This window comes from Leadbetterella sp. DM7 (assembly GCF_040829825.2).
GTDB lineage: Bacteria > Bacteroidota > Bacteroidia > Cytophagales > Spirosomataceae > Leadbetterella.
The window spans coordinates 16,690-41,477 of sequence record NZ_JBFOLH020000009.1 but is presented as its reverse complement, the minus strand read 5'-3'; the positions used below and the strand labels follow the sequence as shown (position 1 = coordinate 41,477).

Below are 24,788 nucleotides of genomic sequence, written 5' to 3'. Positions count from 1 at the left end.
AACATCTATATAATTTACCTTCTGCTTACTCAATGGTCAGATGTATTTTCCGACCCAGCCCGTACTCAATGAGTCTATAGAGGGTAGAAAGCTGAATATCGCTATGCCCGTTTTCAATTCTTGATATAAAACTCTTCTTGGCACCGATTTTCTCCGCAAGTTGTTCCTGTGTCAATTGCGCTTGCTTACGCTCCTCTTTGATTAGTTCACCAATAGCAAATGACGTTGCTTTGTTCTCAAATTCGGTTCTCTTTTCCGTGCCAATTTTTCCATATCTCTGGTCAAGGTGTTCAGAGAAGGTTTTAATATTCTTATTTTCCATTGCCTTTTTGTTCATTACAGCTTTATTTAAAAATTTTACTGAAATCCGTGTGACAATCGTAAATACAACGGGACTCCAAATATCTTGCCTCTTACCTTTTTCAGATAAAAAGCGTCAAAATACTATTGGTAAAATATCACTTCTCGTATGGATTTTATTTTGGGAAGTTGACTAATAGTGGAACAAAATGTGAGCTAAAAATTAAAACGCATTAATTAAAGCAGGCCTAATGTATCCGTCCTACAACAGACAGCAAATCTCGTCTATTGCACCCATCTTTATTCGTTCACTTTCCATATATCTTTAAATCTGCTCCGGATTTCAAAAAGTTCAATAAAAACTTAAGAGGGGTCAACGAAAACCGAAATCAATGGTCATCATTTGCCAGAATACACCATCAATACAATAAGGATTAATTCCTTCCGAAATAAGGGGACAATAAAATCCGCAATATCCAAACAGAATCCTTTTCAAAGAGACTCAGACCAAACGTAATTTGGCAAGGGCATTGTTCATTTCCTAGTTATCTCCCGTAAAAATCTTTATGGCCTTTTCTTCTGATATTTCAACGCCATTCTTTTAAAAAATTTCTACCGCTTGTTTCGATGAAATGTTACATTTTTCGTTTATTTCATTTTCACCATGTTCTTTGTTGCATCTTTGAGAAGATTACAAAAAATATAATTTCTTCAGATTATTAAAATATCAGAAATTTGATTATGTTTAACATTTAGTTAAATTTCTGATATTCTGAAAAGGAAATTCAAGGATGAAAATAATAAACCAAACTGACAACCAATATATAAAGCCATTTTTACGATGGGCAGGTGGTAAAACTTGGCTTATTAAACATTTAAGTAACATCAAGAAAGGAAAATTCAATAATTACCATGAAGCTTTTTTAGGTGGAGCATCCACGTATTTCTATTTACAACCCACTGGCCATGCTTATTTATCGGACTTGAATGGAGACCTTATTGAGACATATCAGGCGATTAAACAAAATGCAAAACAAGTTATAAAAAAGCTTGAAACCTTTCAAAACACTGAAACTGATTACTATCGGATAAGGTCAAGCATTTTCGAAACTCCATCTGAAAGAGCGGCGAGATTCATATACCTGAATCAAACATCTTTTAATGGAATATATAGAGTAAACCTTAAAGGTATGTATAATGTACCTTTCGGCTTTAGAACAAAGGATTTTTTAGATAGGGAAAATCTGATTTCAGCTCAGAAAGCACTAAAGAACACTACTCTAAAACAAGGGGATTTCTATGGTGTATTAGATAATGTTAAAGAAGGTGATTTAGTGTTCCTAGATCCTCCCTACACGGTTTCCCATAATCTAAATGGGTTTATAAAATATAACGAGAAGATCTTTTCCTTAGAAGATCAAATTAGACTCAGTAAATTAATTGACGAACTGAAAAATGTAGGTGCTTACTACATTTTAACAAACGCTGCTCATAAAACGATAGAGACCATCTTTGATAAGGGTGACAAGCAATTCGAGTTTAAAAGAGCTAACCTTATTGGAGGGATTAATGCCGAAAGAAGCCAGACCAGCGAGTTCGTTTTCACAAACGCCGATTTATGACCGAAGAATTAAAAATCAAACTTATCGGTAATTTAATTACAGATAACGATGTATCTAGGGAACTAAGAGTTAGAAAAGCAGATTCTTACTTTGAGAGTTTCACGAATGGCTCTGTCGCATTAAAGGAAAAACTTTCAGAAGGATGGGAAATAAAGGCTGAACTTAAAACCAAAACAAAATTATTCAAAAAAAAGCCTTTGGATATTGCTTTTGAAGACAAGGTGTGGTCTCTATTTGCAAACCTTGGCTTCAAACTGTTAAATAAAAATCGTCATTTTAATATCCCCTATGATAAAAAAGACACTAACCTAACCCATGTGGTTGATGTTTTTGCAAAAGATGATGAAACAGTATTGATTGTTGAATGTAAATCCAGTTCTAAAGATAAGATTGGGGACTTCAGACAAGAATTGGAGGCAATGAAAAGTAAGAAGGGCGGAATTATCAATACAATCTCTGCTTTATTTCCATTTACTAAACCTAAATTTAAATATATTTTAGCGACTAGTCGACTAGGTCTTTCAGACAACGATCAACTTATATTAGAGAGCATTGACGGCATCCATTTCTCAGAAGAGATAATTGACTATTATTATCTATTACATTCTCAAATTGGCGTTGCTGCAAGGTATCAATTGCTTGGAAGTCTTTTCGCTGGACAGGAAATTCCAGATTTAGAAAATAGAATACCTGCAATTGAAGGTAAAATGGGCGGGAATACCTATTATTCATTCTCTATTGAACCTGAGAAGCTTCTCAAAATAGGCTTCGTGCTTCACCGAAACAAGGCAAATGAAAATATGATGCCTACTTACCAAAGGTTAATTAAAAAAGCTCGATTAAAAGAGATACATAACTTCATTGATGATGATAAGGGATATTTTCCTAATTCAATCATCATAAATATTTTATCAGACAAGAACAAGAAACTTACCTTTGATCAGAGTAATAATCAGGTTCCAGATGCTATATCAAGAATAGGTATATTGCATTTACCAAAAAAGTATCGCTCAGCATATATAATAGACGGACAACATAGACTATATGGCTATTCCAATTCAAAGTATAAATCCAGCAATACAATACCAGTAGTTGCTTTAGTAAATTTAGACAGATCTGAGCAAGTAAAACTCTTTATGCAGATCAATGAAAATCAGAAAGCAGTTCCAAAAGACCTTAGAAATACGTTGGATGCCGATTTACTTTGGGATTCTGAGAGTTACATCGACCAGATCAAAGCACTGAAATCTAAAATAGCCATCAATTTAGGTGAGAATAGAAGGTCTCCTTTTTTTGGCAAGATCTCGATTGGGGAAGATAAAAGAGCAATTACAACCGAACACATTAATTTAGCTCTAAACAGATCCGATTTTTTAGGAAAGGTAAAAAAAAATGAGATTGAGAAATTGGGAACATTTTATACTGGTGATCTTGATAAAGCCTATAATAATATATCAGATTTTCTTTTTAGTACATTTGGATATCTAAAGGAAAAACTGGATGAAATCTGGGAACAAGAGGGAAATATAATTGTGATAAATAAAGGTTTCTATGGTATTACATTACTGTTGAATGATTTAGTCAATCATTTGTATAAAACCGAAAAAATTAGGCCTACTACAAATGTTAAAATAATTTTTGATGAGATTAAATCTTATTTAGATACGGTAATACATTTCTACAAAGATCTTACAGATATTAAAACAGCCGAACTGAAAACTGCATACGGAACTCCCGGTGATGCGAAATACTGGAGAGCGCTTCAAGTGGCAATGAGAGAAAACCATCCAGAAATTCATTATGAAGGGTTAGATGAATACCTTAAGAAAGAGGAAAAGGAAAATAATGAGAAGGCATTTAGACTAATCAGAGAGATTGAAAATACATTTCTCAAAATGAGAGTGAGAGAAAAACTTGAGGCGGAATTTGGCAAAAATTGGTTTAAAAAAGGAGTCCCAGAGAAGATATACTCCGAGGCCACCTTACTTGCAGCAAAGAAAAATCGTGAAATTGAAGATGAAGATGAAGAGAAGGAGCCATGGGACCAATTACACCTTATCGATTACCGTGAAATCATTCTGAAGAGTTGGCAAAAATTATTTGAAACAAGTTTCACAAAGCCGGGGGAAGAAAAAATAGGCAATAAAGAAAATAAGACAAAATGGATGGTTGAACTGAATAGAATTCGTAACGAAAATTATCACACATATTACGTTACCAGCGAAGAACTATCCTTTATTGAGGAAATTTACGATTGGTTACAAGGTTAAATATTACTGAACCAAAAATATAAATTCTTTACCTAACGGGGTATGATATGAAAAAAGTCTTTCGCAGCATTGGTGCATATTTTACAGAAATCAACTACCCGGCTCTTGGGAGAAGCTCCCAAGAAGTTTTATGGATGACATTCATTGCATTTATACCTCTAATATTAAACATAATAATTGCTTCATTACGATTAAACAATATACCTAATGCGTTCAAGGAGAAGATCATTCCTGGGGAGATACTCTCTTATTGCCTTAGTTTTATTGCCCCATCCATATATCTACTGGTAAAAACTCAAGGCTCGGGGTATAGATTACCTTTGGTAAGGATTTTCTTTTTCTCAACATTCTTCATTTATGCATGCACTATAGCACTTTATTTAATTGCAAAAAATAAATGGGTTCCAGAAATCAATTTAGATAAGCATGAGTTTGACCTTTACTACAAGCTCTCAATAGTGTTTCTTACTATCACTGTGCTCTTTAGAATATATTCAATTTATCATGGAAGTTATTCTAACTGGAGTGCTAATAGAAATAATCAACAAGAAGATTTCAACGATAAGTTTTCAGCTAGTTTAAATAATAATGGATAGAAATCATATTAGTTTTTCTGTAATAAAATTAATCCAACCAATGGGTGAATTTTTTATCGGTAGCATCAATGCTAGAGACCTAGTTTCTATTTCATATTCTGATGTAAGACGTATTGAAGGCGAACAGAGAGATGTTGAAAAATATTTAGGCATTCAGCGACCATTGGATAAGGATAGGGTTAAAAAAATCAAGCAATATTTGAGGTCACCTGACGCCGCTTTCCCCACTGGAATTGTATTAGCGATAGATCAGAATTGTGCTGAGTACGATCAGAATGGAACCCTTACATTAAAAAGCTATAATGCAGATTACGAAGAGGATTCCATTCCAATTACTAAAGTTGCAAAAGTTCTAGATGGACAACACCGAATTGGCGCTTTCTTAGATAATAATCATAACTTCGATGCAAACTTAAATGACTTGGGTGAGAGTTTTCAATTTAATATTGTAGTATTTGTTGGATTGGATATTGATGAACAGGCAAATATATTCGCTACCGTTAATTTAGCTCAAACTAAGGTAAATAAGAGTTTGGTTTATGATCTTGAGGGTTTATCCAAAACGAGAAGCCCGTTCAGAACATGTCACCAAATTGCTGTAGCACTAGACAGTGCAGAAAAAAGAAGTCCTCTTTACGAAAGGATAAAAAGACTTGGGGTTAAGACTAAGGGTAGAGAAACCTCAGAACCGCTCACTCAAGCGGGTTTCGTTGAATCATTGATTAAGTTAATTTCGCCTGATCCATTTGCAGATAGAACACTATATATGAAAGGTAAAACTCCACGTAAAATGGAGCTTCCAGAATTGAGAAAGTTTCCGTTCCGAAACTTATTTATTAACGAAAGAGACAACGATATAGCTATTATTATTTATAATTATTTTAGTAGTATTGAATCGCAATGGCCAATAGCATGGGCGAATAAAGATCAAGAAGGAAATATCCTACCGAGATCTAACGCTTTCAAAGCATTTATGAGATACCTAAGAGTAGCTTACTTATCCTTAGTAGGAGATGATATTGGTACGATTCCTAGCATTGAAGATTTTCAAGGTATATTTTCCCGTTTGAAGGTTACAGATAGCGATTTCACCTCAGGAAATTTTAAGCCTGGCAGCGGTGGAGAGTCTGCATTTTACAAACTTTTGACTGGAGAAAAAAGTATTGCTGATTTAAAGGCATAAGAATTGGTTGTAAGGTAGTGTAACGTGAACTGTGTCATCTGGATTTTACTCTAAATACTATCCCATCCCAGCCTTAATCTGTCACCAAATTTAATGTATAATTGCGAGACGGTCAAGCCCCAATTTTGGAGAGGCATCGTCCATTTCCTGGTTATCTCCCTAATGACCAGATACATCAGTTTCAGCAGGGCCTGTTCAGAAGTGAAAGCACTCTTAAGTTTTCGTGATTTTACGTACCTGTCGGTGCATTCCCTCGATAGGATTGGTCGTGTAAATAACCTTACGGACATCCTCGCTATACTCGAAAAAGGTGGATAGATTATCCCAGTTCTGAAGCCAGGATTTGGCCGCGAGTGGATATTTCCCGCCCCATTTTTCCTCGAATTCCAACAGCCGCTCATAGCCCTGTTCAGCGTTGACGGCTTTGTAAACAAGCTTGAGATCTTCCATAACGGCCTTTTTCTCCTTATCTGGAACATACTTCATGCTGCTGCGGATCTGGTGAACAATACAAAGCTGCACACGGGTATTAGGAAAGACCGATGCCATGGCCTCAGGAAAGCCTTTCAGCCCATCAATGTAGGCAATCAGGATATCCTCTACACCCCGCTGTTTTAGATCTGTCAGCACAGAAAGCCAGAACTTAGCTCCTTCATTCTCCTAGTGGTAGAGGCCGATCAGATCTTTACGACCCTCAATATCAACGCCCAGAATGTTGTAAACTGCCCGGGTTTCCACCGATCCATTATGCCGGATCTTGTAATGCATACAGTCCAGGAACACAAAGGGATACACAGCATCCAGAGGACGGTTCCGCCATTCGGTGATCTGCGGAAATACTGCATTAGTAACCCGCGATATCTCTGTCGCTGATATCTCCATGGCATACATTTCCCGGATATAATCACCGATGGCTCGTGTACCCATTCCACGTGCATACATGCTTAAAACATGGCCTTCCAGTTCCTCGCTGATAATTAGCTAACGTTTGGGTACAATCTTGGGTTCAAAACTGCCTTCCCGATCACGGCCAGTCTCCAACTCGAGACTGCCGCCACTAAGGCTCCTGACTGTCTTTCTACTTTTGCCGTTGCGCCGGTTACTTTGGCCGCCGGCTTTTTCTTCCGATAGATGGTTATTTAGTTCCCTATCCACCATAGACTCAAGTAGGTGTTTCAGCAAAGGGGCAAAAACACCATCTGTGCCTACCGCCTTCTTGCCGGAATACAAGCCTTCCATCGCCTCGTCCTTGAAGCGAGCGAAGTCAAATGGTTCTTTCTCTTTCATTAGCATGTCACTTGATATTTCGAAGTTAAAACTATTTTCTCGATTTATCCCGTGACACAGTTGGTGTTACACTCTCATTTGTAATTTAAAACTCATTTGTAATTTAAAACAGACTGTAGATATTGACTGGAATTTTTGATATAAAACTCTTCATAGCATCAATTTTTTCCTGCAATAAATTAAGCTGTTCTTTAGACCCATCATTGTCGCACCAATAGGTTTATTCTTGGTATCCGCCCTACGAACTACATATTTGACATCTCTCCAAACAGTAGACGAAGAGTAGAATTTTAATATCTTTCAAATAAACATTTAAAACGAAAACTTAATCGGAGATAATTTCTATGTACTTTACACCAAAAAATTAGCTACTCTCCCGTTTTTTACATAACTTTATATTTGTTCTTTTACCCAAACAAACACTACTTTTGTCTTCGGACAGTTCTACCGATTTATCCAGCCCAATTATCGGAAGTACATATTGGTCAAAACCTTATCTAATAACAACCAAAAACTATTTTAAGCTATGACACAAGCCGCTAAGAAAATCCATGAAGGACGCAACGTGAAACGTTTTCGAGAAATGCTCGGCATCAAGCAAGACGCCCTGGCCTTCGAACTGGGAGAAGACTGGAACCAGCAAAAGATTTCTTTATTGGAACAGAAAGAGACCATTGACACGGCACTGCTACAACAAATTTCGGGGGCATTGAAAATTCCTGTAGAAGCAATTCAAAATTTTGATGAGGAACAGGCCGTGAATGTGATTGCTAATACTTTTGGAGATAATGCATATGTGGGAAACCCGAATTCCACTTTTAACATTAACCCTCTTACAGAAATAAAGCAGCTCCACGAAGAAAAGATGGCACTCTACAAACGGATGCTGAAAGAAAAGGATGAAATGATTGCCCGGCTTGAACAGCTCATTAAGGCAAAATAAGATTTGTATCCTAAGACTTCAGGAAACGAAACTCAAGCATATATTCTGACCTGACTTCCACATATGCAGGCTTCTAAAGCCTGATTTATAGCACTGATTATTTCCATCCTCTTATTTTTAAAAATTCACTATTATGAGCAACATCAAACTTTTTGAAAGCAAACAAATCCGTTCTGTTTGGGATGAAACGGAACAGAAATGGTATTTCTCCGTTCAGGATGTAGTAGAAACATTAACCGAAAGTACTGATATAAAGCAGTATATCAAAAGGATGTTAAGCCGCGATGAACAACTTAAAAGCAACTGGGGTACAATTTGTACCCTGGTTGAAATGCGGGCATCCGATGGCAAAAAACGAAAGATACAGGCCTCTGACACCAAAGGCCTTTTACGCATCATCCAGTCTATCCCATCGCCCAAAGCAGAGCCCTTTAAACTTTGGCTGGCACAGGTAGGGGCAGAAAGGCTGGAAGAAATAGAAAACCCGGAACTGGCTACTCAACGCACCCGTGAACTTTATAAATTGAAAGGTTACCCTGATGACTGGATCGAAAAACGGATGCGAAGCATAGCCATCCGCGAAGAACTGACCGAAGAGTGGAAAAGCCACGGTGTAAAAGAACACGTAGAGTATGCTATTCTGACTTCAGAAATTTCTAAAGCCACTTTCGGACTCACACCATCAGAATATAAAAAGGTGAAAGGGCTCAAAAGCCAGAATCTGCGTGACCATATGACCGACCTGGAGCTCATATTCTCCATGCTGGGCGAAGCATCTACCACAGCCATCGTAAAGACGCAAAACCCGGAAGGGTTTGACGAAAACACAAAAGCTGCCAGGCAAGGCGGAGCTGTGGCAGGCAATGCAAGAAAAGAACTGGAAAGTAAAACGGGGCAAAAGGTAGTATCTGAGCAAAACTTCCTTCCGGAAACGCAACAGAAAAAGCAGATTACTAAAAAATAAATACCTGGTTTTTCCTACAATAAAACTATGTTTCTGCCGGCTTCTGCTTGCTTTACATTTTGCAAAGTGACATTACCGGAAGGATAGGTACAAACTGTACCTACCCTTGCAAATAAAAATCTTCATGCAACCCCGACACACTTTATCGCATCTGATCTGAAAAGCAATATATGAAAAAGCTAGTCTTACTGATTTTTGTCCACCTCTTGTTTGCCCATACCGGTTTCTCCCAAAATCAGGAGGGTCTGTCGCCAAAGCAGTTTATTGAAGATTTAGAATATTTAAAAAGCGAGCTCCCTAAAAGGCATACTAACCTGTTTGCTAAGATTTCTGAAAAGGAATTCCATAGTAAAATCGCCGCTATTGAGCTGAAAAGTCCCGGTTTAACCAACGAAAGCTTTGAAATAGAGCTTTATAAGCTCTTCCGGGGAATCGGGGATGAACACACCCGGCTTGAACCCACCTACAGGGAAGTCTTTCCGCTGAAGTTTGACTTTTTCAGGGAAGGCATTTTTGTAACCCATACCGCTTCTGCCTATGCAGGTCTGCTGGGTAAACGGCTCGACGGCATTGAAAACACCTCAACGAAGGCATTGATCGGGCAGTTTGAAAAAATGATTAATACTGAAAACCCTGCCTATTTTGATACGTATTTCCAGCATCTTGTGGCACAGCCGCGGGTGTTGAAAGGACTCCGGGTTACCCCGGCCGACGAATCTGCTCATTTCCTGCTGGACGACACCCCTTACGCGGTATCTGCCGTGAAAAAGGAAAACTTATCACTGGATGTCTCCGCTCCGCTACTGAAAAACAGTCAACCCGACAACTACTGGTACCGCTTAACCGATAACGGTGAGGTTTTGTATTTCAATTACCAGAACTGCGCAGAACAGACAGGGAAACCCTTTGAAGACTTCAACAATGACCTTTGGCAGGTTATAGATAGTCAAAAACCGAAAAAAATAATCGTTGACCTCCGAAACAACAGCGGCGGCAATTCCGGCATTCTGAACCCCTTCCTGGATCATTTACGTGACAGTTATTTGAATCAAAAAGGCAGACTCTATGTGCTTATTGGCAAAAGCACGTTCTCTTCCGCCTTAATGAATGCCGTTAACCTGAAAAGAAATTTCCAGTCGGTTCTCGTTGGCCAGGCTACCAGCGGAAATGTAAATCACTACGGTGAAACCCGCGGATTTCAGCTGCCTAATTCCCGGGTTACGGTTGGCTACTCTACCCGGTACTGGGAAGTTTGGAAAGGGTACGAAGGCGCCTTGAAACCCGATGTAAAAATAGAGTACTCCATAAAAAACTTTAGCGCGGGAATAGATGAGGCCATAGAATATGTGAGAAGTCAGAAGTGAAACCGTGTGGCCGGTACAGGCATGTGGTAGCATTAGCCCACGGGTTTGTCAGGAAAAGGGCGTAGTTCACTCCCACTTCCTGAACACCTCCCTGTAATCCCCCTGCACCTGCGCTACCTCGTCCCTCTCAGCATCAAAATGAAGGATAACTTACCTCGCACTGGCATCACTGTTCAGCTATTCCTTCGTGTTTTCCGGTATGCTGGAAACCTGGCTATTGTGAGCATTTGGGGTATTGTTTTTTCATCCCTGCTCATTGTTAATCCGATCATCACCGGTATATCGTTGGTACTACTGACATCCGTCGCTTTTATCTTTGTGGGTATAAATGCCATTGTGCTGGCCTTCCAGCTCAGGAAACTGAAAACTCTTCCCTGAAGACTGCAAAATGAACTGAAAGACAAACCGGTTATATCCCCCTGACCCATATCGCTCCGGTGTATTTTGAATTTCATGTCAGCGCAGATAAAGAAACAGGGTTATTTTGCCAATACAAAAAGTTTGAATATATTGATCTCGAAACCGGTACCACCTCTTATGCAGACTGAAACGTTTATACGCCATAAAAAAATGAAGCCTGTTTTACTATTCATGGCCGTAGCTTTAACCGCCCTGTGCTGCAACGCTCTGAAACAGGAAGCATTCGCCCCCGAAGAGGTTTACCGCTCGGAGGAGCTGGTCATTACCCGGATTTCCGAAAATACCTTTGAACATACTTCCTTCCTGCAAACACAGGATTTCGGAAATGTTCCCTGCAACGGCCTCATCGTGAGAGATGACGGCGAAACCCTTATTTTCGACACTCCCACCAATGACAAAAGCACGGATGAACTGATCAGGTGGATAGGGAAAACACTTCACTGTAAAATAAATGCCGTTATCCCCACCCATTTTCATAATGACTGCCTGGGCGGGCTACGTGCATTTCATGAAAAGGGTGTTCCTTCTTATGCCTATTCCGGAACCATTGCGCTGGCGAAAGAAAATGACCTCATTGTTCCCCGGAACAGTTTCAGCGATTCACTTATCTTAAAGGTAGGCCGGGAAAATATCATTGCAAAATTCTTCGGCGAAGGGCATACAAAAGACAATGTGATAGGGTATTTCCCGAGTGAAAAAGTAATGTTCGGCGGGTGCCTGATCAAAGAGCTCGATGCCGGTAAAGGTTTTCTGGGCGACGCTAATGTGAACGCCTGGCCAGGTACGGTAGAAAAAGTTAAAAAGACCTACCCGGACGTAAAAATTGTTGTTCCCGGGCACGGAGAATATGGCGACAGCCGCTTGCTGGACTATACCATAAAGCTGTTTAAGACACCCTGAAGTACCAAAACACAAAATGAAATCCAAAGAAACCCTTAGAACCGTTATTATCGTCTTTATCTGTTTTGCGCTTTATCATTTGCTCTTTTTGAGCTTTAAACCCATAAAACTGGGGCTGGATAAAATCACGCACCAGGGACTGATAAGCTATATCCTGACCTATTTCATTATAGGCATCCCTGTTTTTGCCGGTACCTGGCTTATCAACCGGGGAGAGGGGATATTCAAAAGCCTCGGGCTTTCTTCCGGTATTTTGACCGCAGCAGGTGTCAGCCTGCTTTTTGTGCTACCCATGTTTATCGGGGGCTTTCTCTTCTTCCGGCTCGACACGCAGCCCGATGTTCAGAATTTAATAGCGGGTACGCTGGTGGCCGGTTTCATGGAAGAATTATACTTCAGAGGGTTTCTTTTCGGGCAGCTGTTCCAGAAAACCCGCCTGGGCTTTATTACTTCCGTCCTGTTGGGAGCAGTGATTTTTGCCTCCGGACATCTCTACCAGAGCCGGGATACCGGTGAGCTGATCGGGATATTCATGGTCACCTTTTCAGGCGCGGTATTTTTCGCGTGGCTATATGTGGAATGGAACTATAATCTGTGGGTACCGATACTGACCCACACGCTGATGAACCTGGCCTGGAGCCTGTTTGAGGTAGACAGTTCCGCCCTGGGAGATATAAAAGCCAATATTTTCAGAGGGCTGACCATTCTTACGGCCATCGTGTTCACCATTTTGTACAAAAAGAAGCAAAAGCTTGTGATTACCCATCAGACCTTACTATTTAAAAGATATGATCCAAGTTGAATTTGCCAATAAGGCCAAAAGGATTTTAGAAGCCGACGAAAATGTCGTTGGCCTGGCCGTGGGTGGCTCCTGGCAGACCGGTCAGCTGGACGAGTTTTCAGATCTTGACCTTATCCTGGTTACCCGGGAAAGAATCTCAGATGATAAAAACAAGATGCTGGCGTATGCTGAAAAGTTGGGGAATTTCCTTTCGGGTTTTACCGGTGAGCACGTAGGAGAACCGCGGTTGCTGATATGCCTGTATGATAGCCCTCTCCTGCATGTGGATATTAAGTTCCTGACGCCGGAAGAGCTGGAGTCGCGCGTTGAAGACCCGGTAATCCTGCTCGACAAGGAACGGCGGCTTCAATCGGTGATGGACAAAACCACGGCTGTTTTCCCCTACCCCGGTTACCAGTGGATCGAAGACAGATTCTGGACCTGGGTGCATTACGCCCTGCTGAAAATCGGGCGGGGCGAGTACATGGAAGCTCGTGACTTTTCAGGATTCTTACGAATGACGGTTTTCGGGCCCCTGCTTCACATCAAAAACGGCAACCTGCCCCGGGGAGTACGAAAGGTGGAAACAGAATTACAACCGGAAGACTTCCGGGCCCTGCAATCTACCATTCCCGCCTATGATAAAACATCGCTACTGGCCGGCTTACGAAGCGCCGTAGAGCTCTACCGTCACTTAAGAACCGGCCTTTTTGACTCTTCAGTGGAGTTAAAAACCGAAACGGAGAAGCGGGTGATGCTGTACTTTGAGGAAATAGAAAAGAGTTAATTATACTCAACGGCCCGTCAGAAAGTCAAAAATAGCTTCTGCCACCCTTTCCGGCTCTTCCTCCTGCGGAAAGTGTCCGCTGGTTTCCATCCGGAAGACCTTTGAATCCGGAAACCCCGAAACAAATTTATCCAGGTAACGGGATTTGATCACGGGATCTTTCATTCCCCAGATAAACAGGGCCGGCTTCGTTGAAATAGCCTCTCTCCTGCACCAGAGCTCTTCAAACCACTCTTGGTCGTTCAGTAAGGACCGGGCAAAGGCCAGGGCTCCGTTTCGTTCTGTCTTATGGGCAAACGGCCGGGCGTATTGCTTTAACAGACGCTTTGAAATTTTGCGATCGCCAAACGACTGAGGCAGGATAAACCGGGGCGAGAAATTAAGATATCGGTACAAAAAAGGGAGCAACGGACTTTTCAACATTCTGCTCAGCCGGATAAAGTCGGGGTCCTCCTTGCTGCTCCATAGCCAGGAGTTAAGAATGACCAGGTTCTTTATTTTTTCGGGATGCTGAATAGCAAAATTCAGCCCTATAGGGCCACCGAAATCATGAACCACCAGGGTGATATTCTCCAGTTTTTTCTCGTCTACAAATCCTTCAAGGGTCCGGCTGTGGTTTTGGGTAGAGTAATCATAATGCTCCGGTTTATCCGAAAGCCCGAAGCCAATGTGATCAATAGCCACACAGCGAAACCCCGGACTCAGCCTTTTGATCACGTTGCGGAAATCAAAGCTCCACGAAGGCGTGCCGTGCACAAACAAAACGGTTTCTCCCTGCCCTTCATCGAGGTAATGAAGCTTATGCCCGTTTATGTCAAAGTAATTAGAAGGAAAGGGATATTCCGATCTGTCCAGCCAATGCATACCTGTTTTTTGGGACAAAGTTTACCCTCCCGCACCAGACAAATCCTGGTGTATACCAACATCAGAACTTTACTTTATTATACAGCTTGCTGAAATTGGTGGGGTCTATGCCCAGGTAAGATGCAATGTATTTATGGGGGACGAGCTGAAGCAGGTGCGGGCTTCTCCGACAAAATGCGATATATCTCTCTTCCATGGTCAGTGAATGCAGCTCAATGTGCCGGTTGATCACTCCTGCCAGAACAAATTCAGTCATTTTTCTGAAAAGCCGTTCCAGCGGTTGCGACCGGTCGAACAGCATTTGAAGGGCCTTATAGCTGATGCAATCCATTTCGCTATCTGTGAGGCAGGCCAGAAAATAATGAGACGGTGTCTGAAATGAAAATGACTCCGGTATGGCGCACAGGTTAGGCGAATAGGTAAAGGCCACAACATGCGTTTTGCGGTCAGTGTCAAAATACGACATCTGCACCCCGCTTTTCACCAGGTAAAGCTCTTTCTGAACCTGCCCGGGAACGGTGAGGAAGTCGCCCTTTTTAAACGTTTTGGTTCTGAGCTCGCCGGTCAGCAGTCGGTAATCGTCCGGGCTTATTTCGTGAAAAAGTTTGAAGTATTCGTATGGTTCCATAAAACTCCCGCTCTTCTGAATTTCAACAGGTCTCTATATCCGATCCAGCTGATGTTTTGTCAGCTCATTTTCCGTATCGCCTGTGTTCAGGGTGGTGGCCGGTTCAAAAAGCATCACCAGAACTTCATTTTCGGCTACGGGCCTGTGCTCCGTGCCTTTCGGAACAATCAGGAACTCATCTTTGTGAAGAGTGACGGTCTTATCCCGGAATTCTATTTTCAGGGTTCCGTCCACTATAAAAAACATCTCGTCTTCGTAGTCATGTTTATGCCAGACAAACTCCCCTTTGAATTTGGCAAGCTTTACATGTTGCCCGTTGAGTTCACCGGCAATTTTGGGCGACCAGTATTTAGAAAACAGGGAGAATTTTTCAGCTAAGCTAACTTTATCCATGGTTTTGCGTATACAATTATCTATTTACATCGGGAAACGGCTCTTTCAGGCAGGTCAGGCTTCAACCAAGCTTTACAGGATTTCATTTCCCTTGCGCTAATTTACAGGTAAATTCCGTCTTTTTATCGGTCAGATCCCAGGTTGAAATTTCCTCAAGCACCCGATCAGGGTGTTTTTTACCGATATCCCGCAGGGCATTGCCCACTGATTTCCGCAGGTATTCACTGTCATCTGCCTTATGCCGGCTGATGAGTTCTATGGCCACGGCGGGGTGGTCTTTAAAGTACGGCCGGCTTGTCCAGATCCGAAGCCCTTCAATGACCGCCCGTTTCACATTCGGGTTTTCGTCGGCCAGCCATTTCCGGATCACCGGCAGGCTCTTTTCATAGCCGGTTACCCTGCAGTAGTGATCGAATGCCTTAGCCAGCATCTCCTGCACCCGCCAGTTCGGGTCTTCGGCCACCCGGGTTTCAAGAAGGGCGAGCGCCCGGGGATTTCCGGCAGAGAGCTGCCCCAGCAAATAAACAGCCAGCATTCTGATCGGATAAGCAGGGTCTGCCAGAAGCTGTTCAGCCAGGTCAAAATGATTTTGCGTTTTATTGGCCAGAAGAATATCTCCGGCTTTCATAATGTGTTTGAAGCCGTGTTCGATTTTCAGGATGTTCTCAATAAGTTCTTCCATGATAAGGGATCCGCCTTTCACAAATGCTTCTTAGAAGCACTTCAGCGTCATATTGTCAAATATAGGGAAGTTTCAGGCAAGCCCATTCCCGGTTTTGTATTTTACTTTAAGCATTAGCTATTGTCACGCTTTTGACTTACCTTTAGATATGTATCTGTTTGATGCAGAAAGACTATATTTTATCACGAATGTACATCCCAAAAATAAACGAAGCCACTGACAGAGATAAAATAGTGGCCTTTATGAAGCAATTCAGCTTTGCTACCATCATTACGGCAAAAGACAGTTTGCCGGTGGGGACGCATTTGCCTTTCATCGTAACCGTCCGGGACGAAAACATAGTGCTGACCTCCCACTTTGCAAAGGCAAACAGCCAATGGAAGGACATTGAAAGCCATCCGGTTCTTGTTATTTTCAGTGAACCTCACGCCTACATTTCGCCCACCCACTACGACAAAGAATTAAACGTACCTACCTGGAACTACATTTCAGTTCATGCTTACGGGCAAGGCAAAGTTATTGAAGACAAAGAACAGGTTTTGGAAATCCTTAATGCCACTATTGATAATTACGAAACCTCCTACAGGCAAAAGTGGGACAATTTTCCGGACGATTATAAAACAAAAATGGCGAACGGCATTGTGGCATTTGAAATTATAGTGACCGGTTTACAGGCCAAGAAAAAACTGAGTCAAAACAAAACGGAAGCCGAAAGACAAAGAATCATTGATGCACTTTCCAGAAGTAATGACACGAATGAAAAGCTAATTGCCGATTATATGCAGCAGAATATCATTTAATGTACTTTTCGGGCAAGTTGGCTACGGATAGACAAGGTATCGGGCGCCATCAGAGATTCTGTTACAACATCCCCGGTTTGGGCTACTTTTCCTTTGTAAATCTTCCCGAACTTTGTGCTGTTAAATAATTAGAATATGGACATCACAAAAATCCTGATCATCGTCACCAATATCGGCCTGTATGACAGCGGGAAGCTGGAAACCGGCCTGTGGCTCAGTGAATTGACGCACTTGTATCACGAGGCAAAGCAAAAGGGCTATGAAGTCACTATCGCCAGCCCCAAGGGTGGAAATGTGCCGATAGACCCGGAAAGCCTGAAACGCTTTACGCTCGACAAAGTCTCAAAAAAATACTGGGCAGACCCTGCTTTCAAAGAATTACTGGCCAACAGCAAGAGCCTGAGTGAGGTGGCTGACGTAAAGTTTGACCTGGTATACCTGGCCGGCGGACACGGTACGATGTACGATTTCCCGGACGATTCCGTGATACAAACCATCATCCGAAACCACTATGAAAGCGGGAAGCTGGTGGCCGCTATCTGTCACGGCGTAGGCGGCTTGCTGAATGTGAAATTATCCGATGGCCAATACCTCATAAAGAATAAAACCATTACCGGCTTTAACTGGTTTGAGGAAAGCCTGGCCAACCGGAAAAAAGAAGTGCCGTTCAACCTGGAAGCATCTTTAAAAGAAAGAGGTGCAGATTACACCAAAGCTCTTATTCCCATGACTTCCAAAGTGGTGACCGACGGAAATTTAATTACCGGGCAAAATCCCTTCAGCTCTAAAGAAATGGCGAAGGGGGTGGTGCGTAAACTGGAAGCTTCCATTTAAAATTCAGAAAAAATGCAGACTATTTTAGGAGCCAACGGCCAGATCGGTGAAGAGATCGCCAGGGAATTAAAAAGAAATTTCACCTCCAATATCCGGATTGTAAGCCGCAAACCTCACAAAATAAATGATACAGACCAGGTTTTCCCGGCAGATTTATCCATCCGGGAAGAAGCCATCGAAGCGGTAAAAGGCAGTGAAATAGCCTATTTCACGCTGGGCCTCCCGGCCAGCTCTGACCTGTGGGAGCAGCAGTTTCCACTGATTCTGCGGAATGTGATTGACGCCTGCAGGATCCACGGAGCTAAGCTGGTGTTTTTTGATAATACCTACATGTATCCGCAGGATGGCCGTGTGCTCAGGGAAGACACCGTTTTCGATCCCGTGGGGAGAAAAGGAGCCGTAAGAAAAGAAATGGCCGAAATGGTTCTGAAGGCAATGCGGGCGGGTGAACTGGAAGCCGTGATTTGTCGCGCACCTGAATTTTATGGCCCCGGGAAAACACAGAGCATTACTAATACATTGTTTTTTAATAATATAGAAACAGAGAAAAGACTAAAAGTGCCGCTATCGGCCGCTAAAAAAAGAAGCCTGATCTGGACACCGGACGCAAGCCGGGCTACCGCCCTGATCGGGAACACGCCGGATGCTTTTGGCCAGACCTGGCATTTGCCGGTGGATGAAAGTCGCCCCACCTATAAAGAATTCATTGCACTGGCTTCTGAGGTTTACGGTAAAGAACTGAGATACTTTGCAGTACCTGAATTTGTTTTCAGCATCGGGGCGCTCTTCAATACGAGTGTAAAAGAGCTGCTGGAATTACTGCCCCGGTATAAGCACGATAATATTTTTGACGACTCAAAATTCAGAAAGCGTTTCCCGGATTTTACCGTTACTCCGTACAGGCAGGGAATAGAGCAGATCTGGAACGAACAGCTTTCATCCCGGACAGAAAAGCAGTAACTTAGCAAGATAAAACAGTAACTATGAGAAATTAACAGCTCACCGAACGTCAACGATTACTACTCGGAACTCACTACTCGGAACTAATTCTATACCTATGAAAACACCGGAAAAAATCTCCTCCATCAGTGCCCTGCACCAGTTTTTAGGGTTGCAGAGGCCCTCCCATCCGCTGATCAGTGTATTTAATTTTGACGATGTAAAACTTCAGCCGGAAACCATTCTCCAAGCCGTTACTACCGATTTTTATGCGATTGCCTTAAAGAAAGACTGCGCAGGCGGAAAATGCCGGTACGGTCAGCACTATTATGATTTTGACGAAGGGATCATGTATTTTATGGCTCCGCACCAGGTGATGCAGTTTGAAGATATCCTCCTGAATGGGGTGAAGGGGTTTGTGCTGGTAGTGCATCCTGATTTTTTGCAGGGATATTCCCTGGCTGCCGGAATCAAAGACTACGGGTATTTCTCGTATGCCAGCAATGAGGCGCTTCATCTTTCCGAAAAAGAGGAAAATTCGGTCATGCATATCATAGAAAATATAAGCCGGGAAACAGACGCCAATATAGATGCCTTTACCCAGGACCTGCTGGTATCCAACATTGAGCTGTTGCTGAAATATTGCGACCGCTTTTACAACCGGCAGTTCCTGACCCGGAAGAAAGTGAATAACGACCTCCTTACAAAGCTGGAAGCCCTGCTGGATGATTATTTCAGAAGCGGCAAATTGGCAGAAAAAGGGATTCCTACCGTTCAGTTTGTTGCAGACGGGCTTCATCTGAGTCCCAATTACCTGAGCGATATGCTGCGGGTGCAAACCGGGCAAACCACGCAGCAGCATATTCAGAACCGGGTGATCGAAAAAGCAAAAGAGCTGTTGTCTCTCACCGGGATGTCGGTATCCGAAATCGCGTATGAATTAGGCTTTGAGCATCCGCAATCCTTCCATCGCCTGTTTAAAAACCGCACGTCGGTTTCACCACTGGAGTTCCGGGCATCGTTTAATTAGGGTTTCTGAAGAAACATTACTTACCCGCTTAACCTAAGAATGGTAGTATTTGCTTAAAATCAAGCCGGGTTGCTCTTTGCAAGATAAAAATCATACGTATACACATTGTAAGGGAGGATCATCCCGGCAAAATATTTTGCGGCGAAGCTCCCGGCCAGTACCGGGATAAATAATTGGTAGCCATTGGGAACCAGGCCACACCCCAGGATCAAAGCGGTCAGAGGGGCATAAATAGAAGCCGATAATGTAGCTGCAGCCCCTACCAATGCAAAGTTCAACGGTACCAGGTGCATATCAAACTGGGCGTTGCAGATCCGGGCAAACAACAGCCCTAAAAAAGCACCGGCTACAATGCTGGGTGCAAAGACGCCCCCATCTCCACCTGCGCCCAGCGTGAGGGAAGCCGCCAGGGGTTTGAGCAAAATCAAGATGGCCAGGCTTACTAAAGTAATGTTTTCAGCAGCGCTTAACATGTCTTTCAACCCGTGATAGCTGTCTCCGTACAATACCGGGAACACCAGGATAAAAGCACCAACGGAAACGGCACCGAGATTTACTCTTAAAAAATTGTTGTTGATATTGCCAAACAGCTTTTTCATCCGGGTGACCAACAAGGTAAAATAAACCGATAGCAACCCGCCCATCAGGCTTAACACCAGGAATAAAGGCATCGCATATCCATGCCAGGTTTCTACCCGGAAAGGAAGCAGGGTCTGACACCCCATCAATAGAATAAAAGCCCAGGAAAGCAAAGCAGAGATGCCGCAGCTTATGAACAGCGATTTGTCCGCTTTCCGGGAAATCACTTCCAGAGCAAAAAGGAAGCCGGCCAGCGGACTGGCAAACAGTAAGGATACGGCAGCGGTAACCCCTGAACAGATCAGCTCTCTTTTATAGACATTCGCAGCGAAGTTCTGCGTATGTATCTTATTGCCTACCGTGGCCGTAGCCACTACAGACGATACTTCGATACCTGTCGAGCCCCCGGTAGCTACGGTCAGAAAGCCGTTGATCAAATGAGAGGGCACTTTAAATCCCGGAAGATGGTCTTTGCGTTGGTCAAGGGTTTTATAAATCTCCGTAATCCCTTTATTCTTACGACCTTTGAAGAGAAATTTCCGCAAAAAATAGATAGCTGTTATCCCGGTAGTGGGTAAAAACAGGAAGAGCAGCTTTTGGGTGGCAGATATGGTTTCGAAAACCCAATGCTCTGCATGTTCTGTCAGTTTTTGAGTGGCAAATACTAAAATCAGGCTGCAGATGCTCACCAAAGCAGATGCCAGACCCAGCTTAAATAAATTATGATACGTTATTTTTTTTCGTTCCATTCCTACGTACGGTGTAATCTGTTGCAAAAGTATAAAAAAGAAGGGGTTTTTCCGGATAAACTCTAACCGGGGAGCAATTTACTCCTTGCCCGAAATGACCTGCAGGGTATCGGTATGGGATGCACATTTTTTACATCTCTCTCTACTAAGCACAAAAAAATACCCTATCTTTATTCCATCAATCAAATCACCGCTTTCCTCCCGACCTAAACCTGCGTTTAATTGTAATTCAACCAATAACAATTTAATTCCTATGGCTACATTTTTAAAAACCATCCGTAACACCGTGAAACACTGGTACGCGCCGGCTATCATTGGTGTATTGTTTATTGTATTAGGGGTATATATCTTCACTGTACCCGAGATGACCTACCTCTCACTGGTGGTGCTGTTCAGCTATTCCTTCCTGTTTTCGGGCGTGCTGGAGATCTGGTTTTCGATAGAAAACCGGAGAGAGCTGGAAGGCTGGGGCTGGTACCTGGCCAGCGGTATTTTCAGCCTGCTGATCGGTATCCTGCTGGTTATACACCCCGTGATGGCCGCTGCCACATTGCCGCTTTTCGTAGGTTTCAGCCTGCTGTTCCGTTCTTTTCAGGGCCTGGGCTTTGCCTTTGAGCTCAGGAATTATGGCGTATTGAAATGGGGAAACCTGGCCCTGGTAAGTGTTTTGGGCATTATTTTTTCGTTCCTGCTCATTGCTAATCCGATTGTAACCGGGGTATCGTTGGTGGTGCTGACGGCGCTTTCTTTCATCTTTGTAGGGGTAAATGCCATTGTGCTGGCCTTCCAGCTCAGGAAGCTGAAAACCCTGCCCGGAAGAGTGCAGAAAGACCTGAAAGACAAAATTGAAAGCCTGAAAGAAGAGTACTACAAAAACCTTAATAACGGCAATTAAAAGCAATGACGGGGCTGTACTTTTGAGCAGTCCCGTCTCTTTCTACTCGGCCCGCGTAAACCTCGTAGTCTTCCCGATCAGCGAAACTCCGATGTACCCGCGTATATTCAGCTGCTTGTCGCCCGCCCATTTGATATTGGAAGAATAGGTTTTACCGGATTTCGGGTCATAAATATCCCCGTTTTTCCAGTTTTTACCGTCTTTCTCGAAGCCTGTCAGGATTACGAGGCCCACGATAGGCTTGCTCCGCAATTCCGGTTTGGGATTGTTCTTATCGGTTTTGTCTTTCCCGTTAGCCTGGGGTTCCTTTAGCCACACGATCTTGCCGTAAAGCCTGCCATCCTGTTCGTAGAACCGGATCTTTGCTTCCTTTTCTTCATTGAACCACAAGCCCTGGGTGATGTCCTGCGCCATTAAAAAAGAAGGAAGCAGGGAAAGGGCGAGAAGAGCCATTGTATTTTTCATAGGAGTAAATTAGTTTTCCCGGTGACGGGTCTTCCAGATTAATGGTCCATTCTTGGTCCGGCCAATTCTCTCATAGACATCAAAAAACACCTTCGGAACCACCATACCGATCAGCGCCCCCGCCAGCACATCACCCGGCTGGTGCACCCCCACGTAAATGCGGGAATAGCTCATCAGTATAGCCCAGGCCAGCAGCAGCCAGAACACATACCTGTTCCCTTTAAAAGCACGGGAAAAGCCGGAAAAAAGCCCAAAGCTGTTTGCTGCATGCGACGAGGCAAAGCCGTACATCCCGCCGCAATTGCCTACCAGTGTCATTTCTCCCGGGAAATCATGGCAGGGCCTGAGGCGTTCAAAAGCAGACTTTAATATGCCGGAGGCAATGAAATCGCACAGGCCTACCGCTGCCCCAATAAGCACCAGATAAATCAACGCCTGTCGCCAGGAAAAGTTTTTGAACAACAGGAACACCATGACCAGGATCACCGGCGTCCACGACCTGGAGTTGGTATAAGCCAGGAAAAAGTTATCCCAGAACGGCGAATGAAAGCTGTTGAGCCATAAAAAGGCCTTCTTATCCAGTTCCAGCAGGGTCTCCATCAAACAAACCGCATCTTTTTACGTACTTCCCCGATGGTTTTCCGGGCCACGGCCCCTGCCTTCTCTTCTCCTGTTTTCAGCCGTTTCTCCAGCTCCGCCGGGTTTTCAAAATAATACTTATAGATCTCACGGTGTTTGGCAAAGCGCGTGAGGATGGTTTCGTACAGCTCTTTTTTTGCATGTCCGTAACCGTAACCGCCGGCCAGGTAATTCTTCCGCATCTCTGCCACCTGCTCCGGAGTACCTACCAGGCTGAAGATCTTGAAGGTATTGTCGGTATCCGGATTTTTGGGTTCTTCCAGTGGTGTGGTATCAGAAACGATCTTCTTGATCACCTTGTTCAGCTCGTTTTCCGGCAGGAAAATATCAATATAATTGTTATACGACTTGCTCATCTTCTGGCCGTCGATACCCGGTATGGTCATTACTTCTTCGTTGATCAGCGGCTCCGGAATTTTGAATGTCTCACCGTATACCCGGTTAAAGGTTTCGGTCATGTCGCGGGTCATTTCCAGGTGTTGCTTCTGGTCTTTGCCCACGGGCACGTAATCGGCCTGGTACAGGATGATATCGGCCGCCATCAGCACGGGATAGGTAAACAAACCGGCATTTACATCGGCAAGCTTTTCCGACTTATCCTTGAACGAATGCGCATTGGCCAGCATAGGATACGGCGTCAGGCAGCTCAGGTACCAAGTGAGCTCGGTATGGTAAGGCGCCAGGCGCGACTGGCGGTAAAACACGGTCTTTTCGGTATCGAGCCCGCTGGCCAGCCAGGCCGATGCCACCGCACGGGTGTTCTCTTCCAGTATCTGCGGATCTTTAATGCTGGTAAGCGAATGGAGATCGGCTATAAATAAAAAAGACTCGTTTCCCGGTTGAGCAGAAAGCTGCACTGCAGGTTCAATGGCACCCAGTAAATTGCCCAGATGAGGCCGTCCGGTTGCCTGAATCCCTGTTAAAATTCTTGCCATATTTTTCGGTTAATGCTATCAGAGCCTATCCAAATTTTACTCTCAGCGTTTATTTTGCCCTATTTTTTACAAAATAAACCCAAAGGATAAAGTTTAAATATGCTCCTGGATGTATCTTACACAAAAATAGGAAAAATAGATGATAGCCGAACCAACTTTTGCGTTTTTAAGAAAACTGGCCGCTAACAATAACCGGGAATGGTTCACCGAAAACCGGGCTTTGTACGATTCCGCACGGGAAAATTTCGTGGAATTCTGCGACGATGTATTGCAGGAAGTGAAGGCCTTTGAGCCCGCTTTTTACGATACCCAGGTTAAGGACTGCATCTTCCGGATCAACCGTGACGTACGCTTTTCGAAAGATAAAAGCCCGTACAAAACCCACCTGGCTGCCGGTTTCGGTCCGGGTGGACGTAACTCCGGCAGAATAGATTATTACTTTCATCTCCAGAATGATGAGTCGTTCATCGGAGGCGGCATGTGGCAGCCCACCGCCGGGCAGCTGGCCAAATTCCGCCAGGAAGTCGATTATGCGCCCGATACGCTGAAAGCGATCATTCTCTCAGACGACTTCAAAAAGCACTTTCCGATGATTTACGGCGAAAAGCTGAAAAGGGCCCCGAAAGGCTATGCCGAAGACCACCCGGATATCGATCTGCTTCGATACAAGGAAATGTTTTTCTGGAAAAAATTCAGCAACGAGGAAGTAAAATCGCCTGGCTTCAAAGCTACCCTGCTGCAACACATGAAAGTGTTGAAACCCTACCTGGATTATCTCAACGAATTGTTTTACGGGGAATCATAAGTTTCTGTCCAGACAGGCAATAAGTCGACCTGATCGTCGTGTCCTCTGTGCCTTTTCTTAGTGTTCTTTGTGCAAATTTAAAAATTATATTTTGCACAAAGAACACTAAGGCGTTTTCACAAAGTGCACAAAGA

At 43.4% G+C, this 24,788-nt stretch carries 25 protein-coding genes and 1 pseudogene; 16 read left to right on the top strand and 10 right to left on the bottom strand.

The window, feature by feature from the left end:
• Nucleotides 1–25 precede the first annotated feature (25 nt).
• On the bottom strand, nt 26–337 hold the full coding sequence (locus tag AB2U10_RS11625) for a helix-turn-helix domain-containing protein (protein WP_367914819.1): 312 nt from the start codon (nt 335–337) through the stop codon (nt 26–28).
• A 754-nt stretch (nt 338–1,091) separates the two neighbouring features.
• On the opposite strand from AB2U10_RS11625, the gene AB2U10_RS11620 reads away from it, so the two are divergent.
• From AB2U10_RS11620 to AB2U10_RS11605, 4 genes are read left to right on the top strand one after another with little or no spacing between them, the layout of a single operon-like run.
• Nucleotides 1,092–1,922 carry a DNA adenine methylase gene (locus AB2U10_RS11620; RefSeq protein ID WP_367914820.1) on the top strand — a complete coding sequence of 277 codons (831 nt, stop codon included), beginning with the start codon at nt 1,092–1,094 and terminating at the stop codon, nt 1,920–1,922.
• Entirely contained in the window at nt 1,919–4,192 is a 2,274-nt protein-coding gene (locus tag AB2U10_RS11615) for a DGQHR domain-containing protein (protein WP_367914821.1), read from the top strand. The genes AB2U10_RS11620 and AB2U10_RS11615 overlap by 4 nt, the downstream gene beginning before the upstream one ends.
• A 47-nt stretch (nt 4,193–4,239) precedes the next feature.
• Nucleotides 4,240–4,788 carry a hypothetical protein gene (locus AB2U10_RS11610; protein ID WP_367914822.1) on the top strand — a complete coding sequence of 183 codons (549 nt, stop codon included), beginning with the start codon at nt 4,240–4,242 and terminating at the stop codon, nt 4,786–4,788.
• Complete coding sequence (locus AB2U10_RS11605; RefSeq protein WP_367914823.1) at nt 4,781–5,971, top strand: DGQHR domain-containing protein; 1,191 nt, start codon at nt 4,781–4,783, stop codon at nt 5,969–5,971. Before AB2U10_RS11610 ends, AB2U10_RS11605 begins: the two co-directional genes overlap by 8 nt.
• Nucleotides 5,972–6,021: 50 nt before the next feature.
• Here the strand turns inward: AB2U10_RS11605 and AB2U10_RS11600 are convergent.
• A pseudogene (locus tag AB2U10_RS11600) lies at nt 6,022–7,258 on the bottom strand (IS256 family transposase).
• Between the two features lie 526 nt (nt 7,259–7,784).
• On the opposite strand from AB2U10_RS11600, the gene AB2U10_RS11595 reads away from it, so the two are divergent.
• The 6 genes from AB2U10_RS11595 to AB2U10_RS11570 all read left to right on the top strand — a co-directional run bounded on the left by AB2U10_RS11595 (nt 7,785) and on the right by AB2U10_RS11570 (nt 13,417).
• Nucleotides 7,785–8,201, top strand: coding sequence for a helix-turn-helix domain-containing protein (locus tag AB2U10_RS11595; RefSeq protein ID WP_367914824.1), 417 nt, complete (start codon nt 7,785–7,787; stop codon nt 8,199–8,201).
• A gap of 133 nt (nt 8,202–8,334) precedes the next feature.
• Nucleotides 8,335–9,165, top strand: a complete 831-nt coding sequence (locus AB2U10_RS11590) for a BRO-N domain-containing protein (RefSeq protein WP_367914825.1) — start codon at nt 8,335–8,337, stop codon at nt 9,163–9,165.
• A gap of 170 nt (nt 9,166–9,335) precedes the next feature.
• Nucleotides 9,336–10,529, top strand: a complete 1,194-nt coding sequence (locus AB2U10_RS11585) for a S41 family peptidase (RefSeq protein WP_367914826.1) — start codon at nt 9,336–9,338, stop codon at nt 10,527–10,529.
• A 570-nt stretch (nt 10,530–11,099) separates the two neighbouring features.
• Complete coding sequence (gene bla, locus AB2U10_RS11580) at nt 11,100–11,849, top strand: subclass B1 metallo-beta-lactamase (RefSeq protein WP_367914827.1); 750 nt, start codon at nt 11,100–11,102, stop codon at nt 11,847–11,849.
• A gap of 16 nt (nt 11,850–11,865) precedes the next feature.
• On the top strand, nt 11,866–12,651 hold the full coding sequence (locus AB2U10_RS11575; RefSeq protein WP_367914828.1) for a CPBP family intramembrane glutamic endopeptidase: 786 nt from the start codon (nt 11,866–11,868) through the stop codon (nt 12,649–12,651).
• Complete coding sequence (locus tag AB2U10_RS11570; RefSeq protein WP_367914829.1) at nt 12,638–13,417, top strand: nucleotidyltransferase domain-containing protein; 780 nt, start codon at nt 12,638–12,640, stop codon at nt 13,415–13,417. The genes AB2U10_RS11575 and AB2U10_RS11570 overlap by 14 nt, the downstream gene beginning before the upstream one ends.
• 6 nt (nt 13,418–13,423) lie before the next feature.
• Here AB2U10_RS11570 and AB2U10_RS11565 read toward each other — a convergent pair whose 3' ends face one another.
• From AB2U10_RS11565 to AB2U10_RS11550, 4 genes are all read right to left on the bottom strand, one after another.
• The gene (locus tag AB2U10_RS11565) at nt 13,424–14,281 is read right to left on the bottom strand and encodes an alpha/beta fold hydrolase (RefSeq protein WP_367914830.1); all 858 of its coding nucleotides are present in this window, start codon (nt 14,279–14,281) and stop codon (nt 13,424–13,426) included.
• A 61-nt stretch (nt 14,282–14,342) separates the two neighbouring features.
• The gene (locus AB2U10_RS11560; protein ID WP_367914831.1) at nt 14,343–14,909 is read right to left on the bottom strand and encodes a Crp/Fnr family transcriptional regulator; all 567 of its coding nucleotides are present in this window, start codon (nt 14,907–14,909) and stop codon (nt 14,343–14,345) included.
• A 33-nt stretch (nt 14,910–14,942) separates the two neighbouring features.
• The gene (locus AB2U10_RS11555; RefSeq protein WP_367914832.1) at nt 14,943–15,302 is read right to left on the bottom strand and encodes a cupin domain-containing protein; all 360 of its coding nucleotides are present in this window, start codon (nt 15,300–15,302) and stop codon (nt 14,943–14,945) included.
• Nucleotides 15,303–15,384: 82 nt separating this feature from the next.
• The gene (locus AB2U10_RS11550; RefSeq protein ID WP_367914833.1) at nt 15,385–15,984 is read right to left on the bottom strand and encodes a HEAT repeat domain-containing protein; all 600 of its coding nucleotides are present in this window, start codon (nt 15,982–15,984) and stop codon (nt 15,385–15,387) included.
• 161 nt (nt 15,985–16,145) lie between these two features.
• On the opposite strand from AB2U10_RS11550, the gene AB2U10_RS11545 reads away from it, so the two are divergent.
• The 4 genes from AB2U10_RS11545 (at nt 16,146) to AB2U10_RS11530 (ending at nt 19,587) form a co-directional block, all read left to right on the top strand.
• Nucleotides 16,146–16,784, top strand: a complete 639-nt coding sequence (locus AB2U10_RS11545; RefSeq protein ID WP_493820537.1) for an FMN-binding negative transcriptional regulator — start codon at nt 16,146–16,148, stop codon at nt 16,782–16,784.
• A 135-nt stretch (nt 16,785–16,919) separates the two neighbouring features.
• Nucleotides 16,920–17,618, top strand: coding sequence for a type 1 glutamine amidotransferase domain-containing protein (locus AB2U10_RS11540; RefSeq protein ID WP_367914834.1), 699 nt, complete (start codon nt 16,920–16,922; stop codon nt 17,616–17,618).
• A 12-nt stretch (nt 17,619–17,630) separates the two neighbouring features.
• Nucleotides 17,631–18,578, top strand: a complete 948-nt coding sequence (locus AB2U10_RS11535; RefSeq protein WP_367914835.1) for an NAD-dependent epimerase/dehydratase family protein — start codon at nt 17,631–17,633, stop codon at nt 18,576–18,578.
• A 97-nt stretch (nt 18,579–18,675) separates the two neighbouring features.
• Nucleotides 18,676–19,587: a helix-turn-helix domain-containing protein gene (locus AB2U10_RS11530; RefSeq protein ID WP_367914836.1), complete on the top strand. Its 912-nt coding sequence runs from the start codon at nt 18,676–18,678 to the stop codon at nt 19,585–19,587.
• Between the two features lie 59 nt (nt 19,588–19,646).
• Here AB2U10_RS11530 and AB2U10_RS11525 read toward each other — a convergent pair whose 3' ends face one another.
• Nucleotides 19,647–20,915 (bottom strand): chloride channel protein, encoded by a 1,269-nt coding sequence (locus AB2U10_RS11525; protein WP_367914837.1) that lies wholly within the window; start codon nt 20,913–20,915, stop codon nt 19,647–19,649.
• A gap of 253 nt (nt 20,916–21,168) precedes the next feature.
• On the opposite strand from AB2U10_RS11525, the gene AB2U10_RS11520 reads away from it, so the two are divergent.
• Complete coding sequence (locus AB2U10_RS11520; RefSeq protein ID WP_367914838.1) at nt 21,169–21,810, top strand: HdeD family acid-resistance protein; 642 nt, start codon at nt 21,169–21,171, stop codon at nt 21,808–21,810.
• Between the two features lie 42 nt (nt 21,811–21,852).
• Here AB2U10_RS11520 and AB2U10_RS11515 read toward each other — a convergent pair whose 3' ends face one another.
• The 3 genes from AB2U10_RS11515 to trpS are packed head-to-tail and all read right to left on the bottom strand — an operon-like array spanning nt 21,853 to nt 23,849.
• Nucleotides 21,853–22,275 carry a DUF2147 domain-containing protein gene (locus tag AB2U10_RS11515; protein ID WP_367914839.1) on the bottom strand — a complete coding sequence of 141 codons (423 nt, stop codon included), beginning with the start codon at nt 22,273–22,275 and terminating at the stop codon, nt 21,853–21,855.
• 9 nt (nt 22,276–22,284) lie between these two features.
• Nucleotides 22,285–22,875: a phosphatase PAP2 family protein gene (locus AB2U10_RS11510; RefSeq protein ID WP_367914861.1), complete on the bottom strand. Its 591-nt coding sequence runs from the start codon at nt 22,873–22,875 to the stop codon at nt 22,285–22,287.
• Nucleotides 22,875–23,849, bottom strand: a complete 975-nt coding sequence (gene trpS / locus AB2U10_RS11505; RefSeq protein WP_367914840.1) for a tryptophan--tRNA ligase — start codon at nt 23,847–23,849, stop codon at nt 22,875–22,877. The genes AB2U10_RS11510 and trpS overlap by 1 nt, the downstream gene beginning before the upstream one ends.
• 139 nt (nt 23,850–23,988) lie before the next feature.
• Between trpS and AB2U10_RS11500 the strand changes: the two genes are divergently transcribed.
• Nucleotides 23,989–24,654, top strand: a complete 666-nt coding sequence (locus tag AB2U10_RS11500; RefSeq protein WP_367914841.1) for a DUF2461 domain-containing protein — start codon at nt 23,989–23,991, stop codon at nt 24,652–24,654.
• Nucleotides 24,655–24,788: the final 134 nt, after the last annotated feature.